At 56.1% G+C, this 15,228-nt stretch carries 16 protein-coding genes, 1 pseudogene and 2 riboswitches; of the genes and pseudogenes, 2 read left to right on the forward strand and 15 right to left on the reverse strand.

What is annotated here, in order from left to right; translation table 11 throughout:
* The 6 genes and pseudogenes from QZ177_RS08525 to QZ177_RS08550 all read right to left on the reverse strand — a co-directional run.
* Positions 1-435, reverse strand: a pseudogene (locus tag QZ177_RS08525) (energy transducer TonB); the annotation flags it as partial.
* 3 nt (positions 436-438) lie between these two features.
* Positions 439-852, reverse strand: a complete 414-nt coding sequence (locus QZ177_RS08530) for a biopolymer transporter ExbD (protein ID WP_009646437.1) — start codon at positions 850-852, stop codon at positions 439-441.
* Positions 849-1,487, reverse strand: a complete 639-nt coding sequence (locus tag QZ177_RS08535; protein ID WP_009646522.1) for a MotA/TolQ/ExbB proton channel family protein — start codon at positions 1,485-1,487, stop codon at positions 849-851. Before QZ177_RS08535 ends, QZ177_RS08530 begins: the two co-directional genes overlap by 4 nt.
* Before the next feature lie 113 nt (positions 1,488-1,600).
* A complete protein-coding gene (locus tag QZ177_RS08540) occupies positions 1,601-3,538 on the reverse strand; it encodes a TonB-dependent receptor (protein ID WP_294176839.1) in 1,938 nt (645 codons plus the stop codon).
* A 35-nt stretch (positions 3,539-3,573) separates the two neighbouring features.
* Positions 3,574-4,557 carry an ABC transporter substrate-binding protein gene (locus QZ177_RS08545; protein WP_294176841.1) on the reverse strand — a complete coding sequence of 328 codons (984 nt, stop codon included), beginning with the start codon at positions 4,555-4,557 and terminating at the stop codon, positions 3,574-3,576.
* A 181-nt stretch (positions 4,558-4,738) separates the two neighbouring features.
* Positions 4,739-4,916: riboswitch (cobalamin riboswitch) on the reverse strand.
* Positions 4,917-5,064: 148 nt separating this feature from the next.
* Entirely contained in the window at positions 5,065-5,463 is a 399-nt protein-coding gene (locus tag QZ177_RS08550; protein ID WP_294176843.1) for a hypothetical protein, read from the reverse strand.
* Positions 5,464-5,842: 379 nt separating this feature from the next.
* Here QZ177_RS08550 and QZ177_RS08555 point away from each other — a divergent pair, with 379 nt between their 5' ends.
* A complete protein-coding gene (locus QZ177_RS08555) occupies positions 5,843-6,358 on the forward strand; it encodes a DNA-deoxyinosine glycosylase (protein ID WP_294176845.1) in 516 nt (171 codons plus the stop codon).
* Positions 6,359-6,426: 68 nt separating this feature from the next.
* Here QZ177_RS08555 and QZ177_RS08560 read toward each other — a convergent pair whose 3' ends face one another.
* The 6 genes from QZ177_RS08560 to rny form a co-directional block, all read right to left on the reverse strand.
* Entirely contained in the window at positions 6,427-7,260 is an 834-nt protein-coding gene (locus QZ177_RS08560; protein WP_294176847.1) for an Asp23/Gls24 family envelope stress response protein, read from the reverse strand.
* 80 nt (positions 7,261-7,340) lie between these two features.
* Entirely contained in the window at positions 7,341-8,171 is an 831-nt protein-coding gene (locus QZ177_RS08565) for a PHP domain-containing protein (RefSeq protein WP_009646380.1), read from the reverse strand.
* Between the two features lie 37 nt (positions 8,172-8,208).
* The gene (locus tag QZ177_RS08570) at positions 8,209-8,469 is read right to left on the reverse strand and encodes a stage V sporulation protein S (protein WP_009646475.1); all 261 of its coding nucleotides are present in this window, start codon (positions 8,467-8,469) and stop codon (positions 8,209-8,211) included.
* A 177-nt stretch (positions 8,470-8,646) separates the two neighbouring features.
* Complete coding sequence (locus QZ177_RS08575; protein ID WP_294176854.1) at positions 8,647-9,423, reverse strand: TIGR00282 family metallophosphoesterase; 777 nt, start codon at positions 9,421-9,423, stop codon at positions 8,647-8,649.
* Between the two features lie 139 nt (positions 9,424-9,562).
* Positions 9,563-10,084, reverse strand: coding sequence for a hypothetical protein (locus QZ177_RS08580; RefSeq protein ID WP_013740857.1), 522 nt, complete (start codon positions 10,082-10,084; stop codon positions 9,563-9,565).
* Between the two features lie 114 nt (positions 10,085-10,198).
* On the reverse strand, positions 10,199-11,743 hold the full coding sequence (gene rny / locus QZ177_RS08585; protein ID WP_037370285.1) for a ribonuclease Y: 1,545 nt from the start codon (positions 11,741-11,743) through the stop codon (positions 10,199-10,201).
* A 244-nt stretch (positions 11,744-11,987) separates the two neighbouring features.
* On the opposite strand from rny, the gene QZ177_RS08590 reads away from it, so the two are divergent.
* Positions 11,988-13,016 (forward strand): AI-2E family transporter, encoded by a 1,029-nt coding sequence (locus QZ177_RS08590; protein WP_294176866.1) that lies wholly within the window; start codon positions 11,988-11,990, stop codon positions 13,014-13,016.
* 5 nt (positions 13,017-13,021) lie between these two features.
* Here QZ177_RS08590 and QZ177_RS08595 read toward each other — a convergent pair whose 3' ends face one another.
* From QZ177_RS08595 to thiC, 3 genes are all read right to left on the reverse strand, one after another.
* Positions 13,022-13,321: a DUF2442 domain-containing protein gene (locus QZ177_RS08595; RefSeq protein WP_294176872.1), complete on the reverse strand. Its 300-nt coding sequence runs from the start codon at positions 13,319-13,321 to the stop codon at positions 13,022-13,024.
* 12 nt (positions 13,322-13,333) lie between these two features.
* Positions 13,334-13,600, reverse strand: coding sequence for a DUF4160 domain-containing protein (locus QZ177_RS08600; RefSeq protein ID WP_264919356.1), 267 nt, complete (start codon positions 13,598-13,600; stop codon positions 13,334-13,336).
* A gap of 108 nt (positions 13,601-13,708) precedes the next feature.
* Complete coding sequence (gene thiC / locus QZ177_RS08605; RefSeq protein ID WP_294176879.1) at positions 13,709-15,016, reverse strand: phosphomethylpyrimidine synthase ThiC; 1,308 nt, start codon at positions 15,014-15,016, stop codon at positions 13,709-13,711.
* A gap of 107 nt (positions 15,017-15,123) precedes the next feature.
* Positions 15,124-15,227: riboswitch (TPP riboswitch) on the reverse strand.
* Position 15,228 lies beyond the last annotated feature (1 nt).

Here is a 15,228-nt window from a genome sequence, read left to right on the forward strand (position 1 = left end):
CGGAGGCGGAGGCGGCGGCTCAGACTGACTGACTCCCGTACCCTTGCCGCCCGTGCCTGGTCCTTTGCCATCGCCGACTCCCGTGCCGACGCCTTTCCCTTCACCGCCTTGTCCCATGGGATTGCCCGCATGCGCCTCGCGCTTCTGACTCGGCTTGTCCGGCTCCTCGGGAGGTTTCTGCTCGATTGGAGGTAAAGTCTTGTCGGGTATCACAACCTCATCGACGGCCGGAGTCGCTTCCACCTGCGGCGGCGAGCCGCCGCCCTCGCTTCCCTCATCCTGTGCCTCGTCATAGACGATGACCTCGACGTTATCGTTCTTCTCTTTCATCGTCGCCACGGAAAAGACGCCGACAGCCGCCGCGATGAGGAAGATGATGAGATGTACGCCGAGCGATGCGAGGAGAGCCTTGTATTTATCCCTCGTATTCTCCATACGTCACTTGCCCCCTGCGCTTTCGCCGGCAAGGCCGAAGCGCGTGATGCCCGCACCCTTGAACTTATCGAGGAGCGCATAGACCATGCCATAGTCGATGTCCTGGTCAGCGCGCAGCACGAGGGAGAAGTTGCCGTTCCTCGCATTCTCCGCCTTGGCGCGCTCAAGAAGCGTCTTTTCCGCGATGGGCTGATCCTCAAGGAAAAGGCTGCCGTCCTTCTTCATCGTGACAACATAAGTCACGCGCATCTGTGTTTCCACATTTGCCGCCTTCGGCATATTGACGTCGACAGTCTTGAGATTCACCATGTAGAGCGTGCTGAGCATAAAGAAGACGAGCAGGAAGAACATGATGTCGATCATCGGGATGATAATGATCTCGGGCTTGTCGAAACCCTTCCTGTCCCTGAGCCTCATCGCGCTGCCCCCTCATAGGAAGAAAGCGCGTCCTTCGCACCCTCGACGAGCGAGAAGCACTGCTCCATGTCCGTCACGATACTTTCGATGCGCTGCGTGAAGTACGCATGCACGGCAAGGGCGATGATGGCGACACAAAGCCCCATGGCGGTCGCGATCAGGGCCTCTCCGACGCCGCCCGTGATCGCCGTCGCCTGCCCCGACTGAAGGTTGAACACGGAAAATGCCGAGATCATGCCGCTGATCGTGCCGAGAAGACCCAGAAGCGGCGCCATCGTCACGATGACGCTCAAATAATAGAGCCGTTTCCTAAGCTTCGACAGCGCGATGCCCGACTGAATTTCCATGTAAGAGGAGACGCGCGATGAATCCTTCTTTACGAGCTTCATCGCCCCGAAAAGGATGTTGGCGAGTGCGCCGCGATGATCTTCGGCAAGTTTCCTCGCCCCCGCAAAATCATCGTTCGCCATGCACTGATAAAACTCTCGCGTAAAGGCGCGTCCCGTGTCCATGCGTGAAAAGTACATCGCACGCTCGATGCCGATCGTCACGACGAAGATCGAGCAAAGGAGCAGCACATACATGATGGCGCCACCCTTGTGGAAAAACTCTATGCCTGTTAGAATTGCGTCCATGAAAAAATCCTCCTGAAATTACATACAATGATGGCATCGACAACAACCGAACCGTATGAGAAAAGCGTCTCCTGCCAAAATGCGGGCAGAAGGCGCCATTCATCATGCAAGCATCAAAACGAGCAGGTAAGGCCGATTTGGTAAAAGCGACCCGTGCCGGGATAGTAGGAATTTCCTAACCAGCCAGAAGACAACTTGCGCGTATAGTATTCCTCATCCGTAAGATTGTTGATGCGGAAGTACGCTGTCAAGTTCTCCTTAATATCATAGCTGACATTGAAATCCCAAATGGCATAACTGTGATCAAGATAGACGGCCTCATCAAGCCCCGAGCCGATGCGTCCGAGGACGTTCGCCTTCCAAGGTCCCTTCACGTAGTGCAGACCGATGCGATAGCCGTTCGGCTGACTGTTGCCGTTCTCCCAGACATAGCCAACACCCGCACCATTATCCAATTCCGTGCGAATATAGGAATAGCCTACATCATAACTCCATGCGTCATCAAGCCGCTGACGGAAAGACAGTTCTATGCCGCGCTTCTTTTCCTTGTTGATGTTCGAAGGAGTCCATCCAGAAGGACTGTTTGCCCAACGAATGGCATCATCAAGGCGACTTTCAAAATAGCTGACGCCCATGCTCGTCTTGTCATTGAACTTATGATTCACACCGAGCGTTGCCGTCCAACCCGTTTCCGGATCGAGGTTCGGATTGCCTTTCATCCATGGATCGTTCCAATAGAGATCATCCGCTGTCGGCGCCTTGAACACCCTGCCCCACGAAGCGTAGAACTGCGTCGCTTCATCGGGTCGATAGTTCAGCGCCGCCTTCGGAGTCCAATGCGTACCGAACATGCTGTGATGGTCGATGCGCACGCCAGGCACGAACGACAGCTTGCCAAGTTTCATCGTATCTTGCACGTAGAGCGCCTTGTTCGTAATCTTCTTATCCTTATAGTAACCGCTCCCTTCATTCGAAGAATTGCTACGATGCCACTCCGCACCGGCAATCAACGTGTTATTCTCGTCGAGCTTCCAACCATTCTGATAGTCAAAACCCCACAGAAGCGTGTTGAACTCCGTCCCATACGTCACCGTCTTGTAATTATTGAATACGCGCAGGAATCCCGGCGCCGCCGTGCCTTCCTTGAAGCGATAGGAAGCACTGACGTTGTTGAACACCTCCGTCATCTTGTTGCCGGAAAACGGCGGCACAACCGAGGCACCTCGACAATCATACTGCGCGGCATTGACGGAGCGATGCCCGTAATAGATATGCGCTGAGCTGCGATCGTCGATCTTGTCATCGAGGCGCAGGGAGAAACTGCGATTGCGATAATCGCTGCTATCCATCTTATAGCCTGTGCCTTTGTAGTTGTAATCGAAGTTGCCTCCGTTCGTCATGGCACCCGTCACGAACCAGCTATAGTTGCCATCCGTGCCCTGGTTTGTCAGCTCAAGGCTGTGCGTCTTCCACGAACCCGTGCTGAGGTCGACGGTCGTTTCATTCTTCACGCCCTTCTTCGTGATGATGTTGATGACGCCGCCCACAGCATCACTGCCGTAGAGAGCCGAGCCGCCGCCCTTGACAATCTCGATGCGCTGGATGTTCTTCATCGAAGGAATCATATTAAGATCTGCACTGGAACGACCAGAAGATGCGCCTTGATCATTGTTGACTCGCTCCCCGTCGACAAGGACGATCACGCGTTCATCTCCATTGAGACGGACGATCTCCTGCTGCTGCCCGCCCATGCGCGTGACAGTCACTCCGTTCACATGCTCAACAGCCTCGCCAACCGTTGCATAGTGATTCGCAGCGATTTCCTTCGCCGTGATGACTGTGACGTTGGCTGGCGTGTCCATGCGCTCTGTCGGGATGCGCTCCGCCGTCACGACGGTCGCGCCGAGGTCGTTCACTGCATTCTCTGTCGCTTCGTCAGCCGCATCGTTTTCTGCCGCGAACACCGGTGCGCAACAGAGACTCGACGCAAAAAAAGCCGCCAACACCTTCCTTGTCAAACAATCCTTGCCGTAGATTTTCTTGCTCTTCATGCTCTTTTCTCCTCCTTGATGATTTTGATGAATCCTTATTCCACCGCCGAGAGATGCTCTTCACGCCCTTGGGCGAAAGCACCTCCGTATGCGCGATAGGCGATTTCCTGCACGCCGAGCACGAAGTCCTGCGAGCAGTTGTAGATGTAGGCTTCCGTCGGCTCTTCGAGGCGATGCTCGCGGATGGCCTTGACCGTCTGCAGGGACGGATCGTCGAAGTATTCCTTGCGAAACTTGTCGACGTCGAATTTCCCATGGTCGTTGTACGTCGGCACGAAGAGGATGTCGGGATTGATCTCAACGAGCTGCTCCTTCGTCATGACCTGGCCGTCGCGGATGCCGAGCGCCGACCTGCCGTTCTTCACGCCCGCATAGCGGCAGGCGTCGTCAAAGCTGGAGCCGATGCCGCCATAACCCGACATCAGGGAGATCAAGACGACGGTCTTGCGCTCGCTCTCGGGGATGGCGCTGACCTTCTTCTCTATGCCTTTAAGATGCTCGTCCATCATCGCGAGGAGCTTTTCCCCGCGTTCGGGCACGCCTGCTGCCTGCGCGAGAAGCGCGATCGTCTCCTTAATCTCAGCGAGATTCCTCGCACCCTTGCAGACGACGACGGTAAGCCCCGCTTCACGAAGAGACGGCACGATGGCTAGGTCGCCCCAGTCAGGCACGATGACGAGATCGGGCGAGAGCGCGACGAGCTCTTCGACCGTCGGATTACCGACGCGCTTTTCCACCTTCTTCGCAAGCTCCACAACATTCGAGCTTACGGGGTCGTCGAGGAGGCTGTTTACCGCCGCCATATCTTCGGGCGGCACAAGACCGAGCATGACCTCGTCCGTGCTCATCGAAAGCGTGACAATGCGATGCGGCCGCGCAGGCACGGTGACGACCGTACCTTGGCTGTCCGTGACCGTATAGCTTCCTGTGCCGCCGTGCGCCGCCTCCGGCGCGATACGGCACGCCGTCAGCAGCAGGCAGACAACGACTAGGACTATGGCAAAGAAACTTTTCTTCAACCTTTTTCCTCCTTTTACCGCCTCCTGCGACAAAGCTTAGATAGCAGTGAAGTTCAACTTTCTGCGAGAAAAGCATCCATAAAAAAGAGCCTTTCCCTCTCGAAGAGAAAAGCTCCCTTATGCAGCGGCGCAAAGGCGCACGAATGCAAAAAAGAATCCCCTTCCCATCGCTCGCAGGTCAAACGGTGATCGTCAAGCAGGCAGTTCTCCTGGCTCGGTTCATCGCTCGGCTGCGCCTTCCCAGGGCAATGCCCCAGTGACATCCTTGCAGCTTCGCTCCCCTCACAGTGGCGGGACCGCTCCGGCATAACCGGATTTTCTCTTAGACCCTTGCGGGTACCTGCTCCACAGCGTGATTTTCTCCGCTGTAACTTATGAAATTATAACTAGACTTAATCCAGACCCTATGCTACCGCAAAACTCTCGGCTTGTCAATGCACTTTAAGAAGAACGACAAGGGGCTGCCAAAAGGCAGCCCCTTCCCTTCGTCTCCTATGAAAGCTATGCTCAGCCCAACGACTGCAGAAGCATCGCTGCGCTCGCTCCGCTCGCAGCACCAGTTCGACCATTCAGCTCGGCTTCTTTCGCGCCCCCAATGTGCTCTGTCCTCGTGCTGATGACCGTCGGATCTTTCTCGGCAGTCGTCGCCTTCGTCTTGTTCTCCGAAATGATTTCCGTCCCACGATAGACGGTGACGAGCACGGAACCGTCCGCCATCACCTTCGTCACGGTCGTCGTTTCTTCCTCGTTCTTGTCGCTGGAATTCTCGCCGCGCGGTGCGCCGCCGCCCGTTTCCATCTGACGCAGGATGGCGGAAAAAGCGTCCTTTGCCGCCTCGGGCTTCTTGTATGCCGCACCTGCAGCAGATGCGAAGCCATGCCCGCCAATCTTCCCGATCATGCTCATAGAAAACACCTCCGTTTTCTGTATCGAAAGAATCGGAGAACTCCTTAAGGCGCTTCCTTTTCGGGAATCTTCCCATGAAGATTGGACATGTGCTATAATATAGACGGTGCTATTACAACGGTGGCGGTCGATTCTTAGCCCTCGAAAGGGGGCGCTGCTTATGACCCTGTACGATTTTTTATCGTTGGTGTTTCTCGTTACGATTTGCATCGTAGCGTTAAAAGCGTAAGAATCCCCGCCTGCTCCGACAAAAGTTAGGCGGGGATTCTCAATCCTTTAAAACTGTCTCGGGCTGACCGTTACCAGTAGCACCCTTTCTACGCTCATTATACGACGTAAAGGCGGATTCGTCAAATTTCACTACAAAGGAGTCCTGCTCATGCCCGCTTCTCCCTTCACCTGCATCGGCTTTCCTCCGAGCATCGACGCAAACTGCACGCATATCATTCTCGGCTCGATGCCGGGCGCGGCGTCGCTCAGGGCGCAGCAATACTACGCCTACCCGCAGAATCGCTTTTGGCGGCTCATGGCATATCTGTTGGAGGGCGGTGAGCCGCCGCAGGACTATACGGCGCGGCTTCAGATGCTGCTCCGCCACCGGATCGCGCTTTGGGACTCCATCGCCTCGTGCGAACGCGAAGGCAGCTTGGACTCAGCGATTCGCGCAGCAAAGCCCAACGACTTCACCGCGCTCCTCGCGCATTATCCGCGCCTCTCTACCTTCTGCCTGAACGGCGGCAAATCCGCCGATACTTTCCGCCGTGCCAACAGGTCGCTCCTGAAACGCAACGATCTCACCTTTCATGCACTGCCCTCGACGAGCGCCGCCAACGCGCGCTGGCGCTTCGACGATCTCGCAAAAGCATGGAAAAAGGCGCTCCCCCTCGAAGAGTAAGGGGAGCGCCTTTTCTTTTCGATGAGAGGGCGCACGACGTACACAAAGTGAACGTCTGCGCGTACAGCTTACGCTTCGATATAAAGCGCCTGCACCATGATATCGACCTCGCGCACGAAAAGCCCTGTCATGTATTCGACCTTCGTTCTCACGCGCTGCTGCGTCTCCTTGATGAGTGTCGGAATATGGCTGCCGTAGGTCAGCACGACAGAACAGGAAATCTCAAGGCCGCGATCCTCGTCGCCCTTCCAGACGTGGCGCACGCGCACAGAACCGACCTTCGAGATGTATTCCTTCTCATGCACGATGCGCACGACCATCTCGCGAATTGCCAGATCGTCGATGATGAGCTTGCCATAATAGCTGAACACCGGGCGCACGATGGACTTCTCGCCGAGTTTGCGGCGACGCGTGCGGTTGCGGCGGAAAAAGGACTGGATGGGATCGATGAGGAAGCCCGAAGCATGAGGCTTCAGCTCGATCGTCGGAACGGGTATGATGTGCTTGCCCTGCTTCAGTCGGCTGTCCCGCGCTTTTTGCATCTCACGCTGCGTCGCGATGTCTTCGATGTGGATGATCTGTTCGATCGTCGGCAGTTTCAGTATGCGCGCGATCTTATAGACCATGTTCTCGGAAGTCCCAAGGATGAGGATGCGATGCGGCCTGCACTCGGCGATAGCAGAACGCACTTCTTCCGCATGTCCGGGCAGAACGAAAATGGCGCGGCGCACCGCCATGATTTTGCTCTTCTCCATCTTGGCGGAAGAACCGGCGACGATCTTGCCGTCCTTGATCAGGATGCCGTCATCAATGATGGCGTCCGCCTGATGCTGATGCGCCACGAGCAAGGCGCGGTGGCTCTTGCCTGTGCCGCTCGGGCCTACGAATGCTATGACGTCCATATCTTTCTCTCCTGCTTCTTTAAGAAACTAAAGCGAGGGAATTTCCTGCGAAATCCTTACAAAAAGGAAAGTCGACCTCTCTAAAGGTTCATTCTCGGCTTATACAGCTTCTCCGCGAACGAATCCTCCACCGTGAAGATGCCGAGTTCCTGCGGATAGCGCGAAGCAAAGCCGTGGAAGTCCGAGCCGCCCGTCACGAGCAGATGACGGCGCTCTGCCATACCGAGATAGCGCTGCGTATCGACCGTATCGTGCTGCGGATAAAATGCCTCGATGCCCTCGATGCCGAGGTCGAGCACATGCTCTACGAGCGCATCGTCGCCGACAAGTTTCGGATGAGCGAGGACGGGCGTACCGCCCGCATTCTTGATCAGCGCGACGATTTCTTCCGGCTCTAAGCGATAGTGTGAGACATAAGCGGGACGACCTTTGGAAAGCACGGCGTCAAACGCCTCGCGCACGCTGGAAAAACAGCCCTTGAGCACGAGCGCCCGTCCGATGTGCGAGCGGCTGATGGATTTGCTCGTGCCTGCTACCTTCAGCACGTCCGTTTCCGTAATGCCGTAGCCAAGCTCCTGCAGCTTCTCCACCATCTCAGCGAAGCGACTCCAACGCGCCTCTCCCACATCGTTCAGACGGTCGAGGAGATCGCGGCGATAGATGTCGACATTGTAGCCGAGGATATGGATTTCCCGTTTTTCATGATGGGCGCTGAACTCAATGCCCGGTATGATGCCGATGCCCTTCGCAGGCAAAAGCCCTTCCTCATAAAGATGCGTGACGCCGTCCACGGTATCATGATCCGTGATTGCGATGTAGCGAAGCCCCGCTTCCTTCGCCGCCGCCACAAGTTCCTCGGGCGTCATCTTTCCGTCGGAATATGACGTATGCGTATGCAGATCGCTGGACACTGGAACCTCACTCCCTTGCTGAACCCATGCAAAGCCCTCAACGCGGCTCCACGATGAGCTTGATCGCCGTGCGCTCCTCGCCGTCGATCTCGATATCGGCGAAAGCAGGAACACAAACGAGATCGATGCCGTGCGGCGCGACAAAGCCGCGCGCGATGGCGATTGCCTTGACGGCCTGATTCAGGGCGCCTGCACCGACCGCCTGCATCTCGGCCGCGCCTGATTCCCGAATGACTCCGGCCAAAGCCCCCGCGACAGCGTTCGGATTCGACCTCGCTGAAACCTTCAAGACTTCCATGATCGCCTTCCCTCCCAAAATCCCTGCAGCGTCTTTCTGCCGATTCAGATTTTTCATTCATTATCAGAAGAACCGTACAACTTATCTCTCCATGTATTCTATACAAAAAAGAAAAATCCTGCTAACAAGGAAGCACGGATAAATTCAGCCGCCCATCTTCATTTTATCCGCGCTTTTCTAGCCCTTCTTCATGATGCGCTCGATGGATAGCGTCCGATTCGTCGCATCGTCCACCTCGACGATCACGGCACTGTAGACGACAGAGCCTTCCGCCACCTCAAAGCGCACGGGGCGGCACGTCGTAAACTTCTCCAGCACGCGGTCGACGCGCACGCCGAGCACCGAGTCCCACGGCCCCGTCATGCCGAGATCCGTGATATAGGCGGTACCGCCCGGCAGAAGGCGCTCGTCCGCCGTCTGCACATGCGTATGTGTGCCGACGACGGCATTGACGCGTCCGTCGAGATACCAGCCCATCGCAGCCTTCTCCGAAGTCGCCTCCGCATGGAAATCGAGAAAGATGACGTCCGCCTCGTCACGAATCTCGCGCAGGATTCTCTCGATCTTTTGAAACGGACAATCCATATCGGGCATGAAGACGCGGCCGGACATATTGATGACGGCGATGTTCTTCGCGCGATGAGGATAGATGCAATAGCCTTTCCCCGGCGCTCCGTCTGGGTAATTGGCAGGTCGGATGAGAAAAGGCTCGTCGTCGATGAACTCCAAAACGTCCTTCTTGTCCCAGACATGATTGCCCGACGTCACGACGTCGGCGCCCCCATGGTAGAGCGCATCGAGCGACTTGCGCGTAAACCCCTTGCCCCCCGCAGAATTTTCCCCGTTGACGATGACGATGTCCACCGCCTTTTCCTTGCGGATTCCCGGTGTGAAGCGACCAAACGCCTCCCTGCCCGCTCTGCCGCAAACATCTCCAACCAGCATGACTCTCAAAACATAACCACCTCTCGTGCGCCCGAGGTCTTCCCCACGGGCACGAATCTTGTGGACACGTTCTCGTACTCACGCGCCTTCAACAAACGACAAGCGGCACTCCTGCCGCTTGCGTCATATTTTCTTTTTGCCGGACGGCTTACTTATTGAACACCATGACGCGGCCTTCCTCACGGATGCCGATCATGCGATCAGACATGCGGCTGCCCTTGAGGCTGCCGATGATATGGTCGATCGCCTCCTCACGCAGGAAGTTGTCCTCCTCGTAGCCGTCGCGCGTCTCGTCGGAAACGAGTGCGTCGCCGAAGCGTTCGTACATGAGGTCTGCCAGAAGGGCGATCTCGCCGCGAGAAAGTGTGCGGACATCGCGCAGGACACGAAAGAACGCCGTATTCCCCTGTCCTTCGAGGGAAAAATCGATCTCCCCCGGAATCAATCCTTCAAGGTCGTGGTATGTGAGAATGCTCTCTTCAAGAAAAGCCGCCGTCTCCTCGAATTCCTGCCGAGGAGGAACCTTCGTCAGGGTGAAGGAGAAGTACAGAGCCTCCTTTTCCGGTTCATAGCTCACCATGCCGATCTCCGGATAACAGACGAGAATGGACACCAACAGATTGATCCCATCCTTGTTCGGCTTCTTCGCACTTGTCATGAATCTGCCCAAAGCAAACACCTCGTTTCCCTAATCACAGCCAGAATACTCGCGGTACGCCTTGCGCCGCGCTTTCTAAAAACCAAGGGTGCTGAGAAGCATCCTCCCAACACCCCTATTATACAACTATTTGGCGTAATCAACAACGCGCGTTTCACGAATGATCGTCGCCTTGATCTGACCCGGATATTCAAGCTCCGACTCGATCTTCTTCACGATGTCGTGCGCGAGTGCGACCGATGCCGTATCGTCGACCTTCTCGGGCTTGACCATCACACGCACTTCGCGCCCCGCCTGGATGGCGAAGCAACTGTCGACGCCGTCAAACGACTCGGCAATCTCTTCGAGACGTGTCAGGCGCTTCAGATACGCTTCCAGACTCTCGCGGCGCGCGCCCGGCCTTGCCGCCGATACGGCGTCCGCCGCCGCGACAAGCACGGCTTCGACCGTCGTCGGCTCCACATCGCCGTGATGCGCATGGATGGCGTTGATCACGTCCTTGTGCTCGCGGTACTTCTTCGCAAGATCGGCGCCGATCGTCACATGCGATCCCTCGACCTCGTGATCAACTGCCTTGCCCACATCGTGCAGCAGGCCGCTGCGCTTTGCGAGCATCACGTCAGCGCCGATCTCCGATGCCATGACGCCGGCGAGATGAGCGACCTCGATCGAGTGGTTGAGCACGTTCTGTCCGTAGCTCGTGCGATAGCGCAGACGTCCGAGGAGCTTCACAAGCTCGGGATGAAGCCCGTGTACGCCCGTTTCAAACGTCGCCTGCTCGCCCGCTTCCTTGATGCGTTGGTCAACCTCACGCTTTGCCTTCTCGACCATCTCCTCGATGCGCGCCGGATGGATGCGCCCATCCGTCACGAGCTTCTCCAGTGCGATGCGAGCCACTTCGCGGCGCACCGGGTCGAAACCCGAAAGGATGACAGCCTCGGGCGTATCGTCGATGATAAAGTCGATTCCTGTCAGCGTCTCAAGCGTGCGGATGTTGCGCCCCTCGCGTCCGATGATGCGACCTTTCATCTCATCGTTCGGCAACGAGACCACGGAAACCGTCGTCTCCGCCACCTGATCCGCAGCACAGCGCTGGATGGCGAGCGAAACGATGTCGCGCGCACGCTTGTCCGCCTCATCCTTCGCCTGCTGCTCGTAATCCTTGATCATCAGCGCCTTCTCGTGCTTGAGCTCTTCTTCTGCCTCCGTCAGGAGCATCGTGCGCGCTTCCTCCGCCGTCAGGCTAGAAATACGCTCCAGCTCTTCCTTCTGCTTGTCGCGAAGCTCATTGATGGATGCGCGCGTGCGGTCGATCTTTGCCTCTTTACTTAAGAGGACTTCTTCTTTCTTCTCCAGGGAATCGAGCTTGCGGTCGAGATTCTCTTCCTTCTGCACGATGCGGCGTTCCTGACGCTGCAGCTCACTGCGCCGCTCCTTTGTATCGCGATCAAGCTCCTGACGGAGCCGATGAATATCCTCCTTCGCCTCAAGCAAAGCCTCTTTCTTCTTGGACTCGCCCTTGGCCTCCGCCTCGGCAACGATTCGCCTCGCCTCATCTTCGGCAGAGCCGATCTGCGCCTCCGCAGCTCTCTTGCGCAGCAGATAACCGCCGCCCACGCCGGCGACCAACGAGAGGATGACCGCCAAAACTATCTCAATGATAACTAACACCTCCTAGGTCGTTCAGGATTCGCCAAAACTCTTCTTCGACTCTTCCTTCTATGATATGTTTTTCGTATGTGGCTAAAAACTATACTTTCCTATTGTATGCTGTTTCCCATGTCCTGTCAAGAATTATCCTCCAAAGCCCCCCTAAAGACCTAGGGAACGACGACAAAAAATTTCCCGTCCCATCTTCTCGTGCAGGAAAATTCTCCATTCTCTATAATATATAAATGGAAAAGGAGGCTTCCCCATGCATCTGGCAAACTACCGCACATCCATCATCCTAGGCGTCACCTTTACGCTTCTGCTCTCCGCCTTCTGGTTTTTCCCCGATCTCGCCTTCATCATCTTCCTCTCGCTCCTCCTGCAGCTCCTCCTGCAGCCGCCCGTCGATTTCCTGCAGCGCAAGAGGGTGCCGCGCACACTCGCGGCTGGCCTTGTCGTCATTGCCTTCATCGCACTTCTCACAGGAATGATCGTCCTGCTCTCGCTCTCCTTCGTTCCTACCTTCCGCAACTTTGTCACCGACTTGCCAACCATCACCCTGAGCCTGCAGAACATTCCTTTCGTATCGGAGTCCGAATTCCTGCGCAGCGAACTCAGCGACGTTCTCGCCAATCTTCGCAGTCTTAGCACGGATCTGTTAAAATCCTCTCTGTCCTTCCTCTTGGAAATCTTCGGCAAATTCATGGCGTTCGTCATCATCATATTCGTGACCTTCTACCTTCTTAAGGACGGCAAGAGCATAAAAATCTGGCTTGCAGGACTCTTCCCGCAAGCCTCAAGGAAACGCGTGCTGAATCTCTTCAATGACATCCTTCGAGCATTGCGCGTCTATATCTTCAGCCAGATTGTCATGTGTGCCATCACGGGCACGGTCGTCTTCCTCTACTTCGAGTTCGCCGGGCTTCCCTACGCCTCTGTCTTCGCGTTCCTTTCCGGGGCGGGCGAGTTCGTCCCCGTACTCGGCCCGACTGCCGCCTCGGCGTTCGGCGTCTTTTTGACCGCTACCGAGTCGAGTTCTCTCGTGCTGCAGACCGTCCTATTTTACATCGTGCTCACGCAGATCAACCACAATTTTGTCTACCCTCTTCTCATTGGCAAATCCCTAAATCTCCATCCTGTCGCCATCATCCTAGGTGTCATCTTCGGCGGTGAGATCCTCGGGCCCGCCGGCATGTTCCTCGCCGTCCCCTTCATCGTCATCGTAAAGCTCGTAATCGCCGACATCTATCGCGATCAGCAGGAATTGGGAAAGCAGCGTGAGGAAGATATATGAGACTTCTAGATAACTTGAGAGGAGCTATACGGATAGCTCCTCTCATAAAGAGCCTCCGGCGCTATATCGATCTCACCATTCTGCCAAACAAGAATACCGTCTTCCACTTTCGCACTCCGAAACACTGCATTATCAGCCAAAGGGGCATAGACAGGGTATTGCAAAAGTTCAGCCGCATCGAAAATGCGTACCTCCCCAGTGGAAAACGTCACGAGCATATAAAGATTCTGCAGTATTCGGAAATTCCTGACATAGATTCCTTCCTTCATTTCTCCGGCATAAACAATTCCATTGATAATATACACAAAGCACCCCTCCTATCGCAAAGGTTCGATCTTGTCAAAATGTAAGCCGCGAACAGCTTTGTTCCATGCAGCATACAATTCGTCTTCATGAATACACAGCCATGCTGTAAGAATCTTCAACTGCTTTGCAGGCAATGAACCTGCAAGCATTTCACCGTCGATTCCGACCGACGCCTTGAAATCACCATAAATCACATGAACGTGAGGTTTATGATGTTGGTCATTGTCAAGAAACAACATTTTAATGACCATGCCCATAAAGCGACTAATTTCCGGCATCCCAATCCGCTCCCTTAACCTTGTTCATTTGTTCACTTCCTACATTATAAGACATTTCTTCAGAAAACAACAGCCTGCCGCAAAATGCGGCAGGCTCTTTTCCTATCCTCAATCGCAGCGGCCTCCGGCAGGCTTGTCGAAATACTTCTGGATGATCTCCACCGCGCAGTAGTCACCGCACATGGAACAGGCGCCTTCGCCCGCGTCGTTTCTCGCCTCGCGACGTGCCCGCGCACGCGCTGGATCAATGGCGAGCGCGAGCTGTGCCTCCCAGTCGAGCGCCTTTCGCGCCTCTGCCATCTTCCGATCCCACTCCGCTGCACCCGGTATGCCCTTGACGATGTCCGCTGCATGCGCGGCGATGCGGCTCGTGATCACACCGTCGTGTACATCCTCCAACGTCGGCAGGCAAAGGTGCTCGGCGGGAGTCACATAGCAGAGAAAGTCAGCGCCGCTCACGGCGGCGAGCGTGCCGCCGATTGCCGCCGTGATGTGGTCATAGCCCGGCGCGACGTCCGTCACCAAGGGGCCAAGGACGTAAAACGGCGCATTGTGGCACAGCCTCTTTTCGAGCTTCATGTTCGCTGCAATCTGATCGAACGGCATGTGCCCCGGACCTTCCACCATGACCTGCACGCCGCGCTTCCACGCGCGGTCAACGAGTGCGCCGAGGTTGATGAGTTCCGTGATCTGTGCACGATCCGTCGCATCGGCAAGACAGCCGGGACGCAGGCCGTCACCCAAGCTAATCGTCGAATCATACTTCTCGCAAATATCGAGAATATCATCGAAATGCGTGTAGAGAGGGTTTTCCTTCTCATTGTAGAGCATCCATCCCGTGATGAAGGAGCCGCCGCGGCTCACGACATCCATGACACGCCCCTCTTCGCGCAAATTGCGCACGGCTTCAAGTGTCAGACCGCAATGCAGCGTCATAAAATCCGCTCCATCCTTCGCCTGCCGCTCGATCGTCTGCAAGATGTCGTCCGCCGTCATCTCAACCACGGCGCCGTGCCGCTTGATCGCCGTGACCGTCGCCTCGTAGAGCGGCACCGTACCGACCATGACGGGCGAATGAGCAATGATGCGCCGCCTCGACTCGTCGATATTGTCGCCCGTCGAGAGATCCATGACGGCATCCGCTCCCGAACGCACGGCTTCATCGAGCTTTTCCAATTCCGGCTCAATGTCGGGGAACGTGCTCGATGTGCCGATGTTCGCATTGACCTTCGTGCGCAGTCCCTCGCCAACGCCCGCCGGCTTCAGTCCCGCGTGATTGACGTTAGCACAGATGGCGACCGCTCCCCTTGCCACGCGCTCGCGAATCGTCTCCGCCGTCAACTGCTCCGCCTCCGCCACCTGCCGCATGGCGTCGGTGATCTTGCCCTCTCTTGCATACTGCATCTGCGTTGCCATAATACTCCTCCTTGCAAATTGCACAACACTGTTTTCTCTCAGCGAATCCACAGCAGGGCAGCAGCAAAAAGGAGCTGCCCGCAAAGTGCGGCAGCTCCCTCAAGATTCCTGGAAAACCACCACTTCCCTACGCAGGTATTACCCCAACAGGTTCCAAGGGTCGGCTCCGTCATGCGCGAACCTCTCAGCAAATGCTCCCCCAGTGGATTCAT

The sequence above is a fragment of the uncultured Selenomonas sp. genome (assembly GCA_905372355.1).
Taxonomy (GTDB): Bacteria; Bacillota; Negativicutes; order Selenomonadales; family Selenomonadaceae; genus Selenomonas.

Coding starts and splice junctions, on each gene's coding strand:
- QZ177_RS08530 (WP_009646437.1), bottom strand. CDS start 852: ATGAGGCTCAGGGACAGGAAGGGTTTCGACAAGCCCGAGATCATTATC.
- QZ177_RS08550 (WP_294176843.1), bottom strand. CDS start 5,463: ATGAGCATGATCGGGAAGATTGGCGGGCATGGCTTCGCATCTGCTGCA.
- QZ177_RS08535 (WP_009646522.1), bottom strand. CDS start 1,487: ATGGACGCAATTCTAACAGGCATAGAGTTTTTCCACAAGGGTGGCGCC.
- QZ177_RS08570 (WP_009646475.1), bottom strand. CDS start 8,469: ATGGAAGTCTTGAAGGTTTCAGCGAGGTCGAATCCGAACGCTGTCGCG.
- thiC (WP_294176879.1), bottom strand. CDS start 15,016: ATGGCAACGCAGATGCAGTATGCAAGAGAGGGCAAGATCACCGACGCC.
- QZ177_RS08600 (WP_264919356.1), bottom strand. CDS start 13,600: ATGCCGGAAATTAGTCGCTTTATGGGCATGGTCATTAAAATGTTGTTT.
- QZ177_RS08555 (WP_294176845.1), top strand. CDS start 5,843: ATGCCCGCTTCTCCCTTCACCTGCATCGGCTTTCCTCCGAGCATCGAC.
- QZ177_RS08590 (WP_294176866.1), top strand. CDS start 11,988: ATGCATCTGGCAAACTACCGCACATCCATCATCCTAGGCGTCACCTTT.
- QZ177_RS08540 (WP_294176839.1), bottom strand. CDS start 3,538: ATGAAGAGCAAGAAAATCTACGGCAAGGATTGTTTGACAAGGAAGGTG.
- QZ177_RS08560 (WP_294176847.1), bottom strand. CDS start 7,260: ATGGACGTCATAGCATTCGTAGGCCCGAGCGGCACAGGCAAGAGCCAC.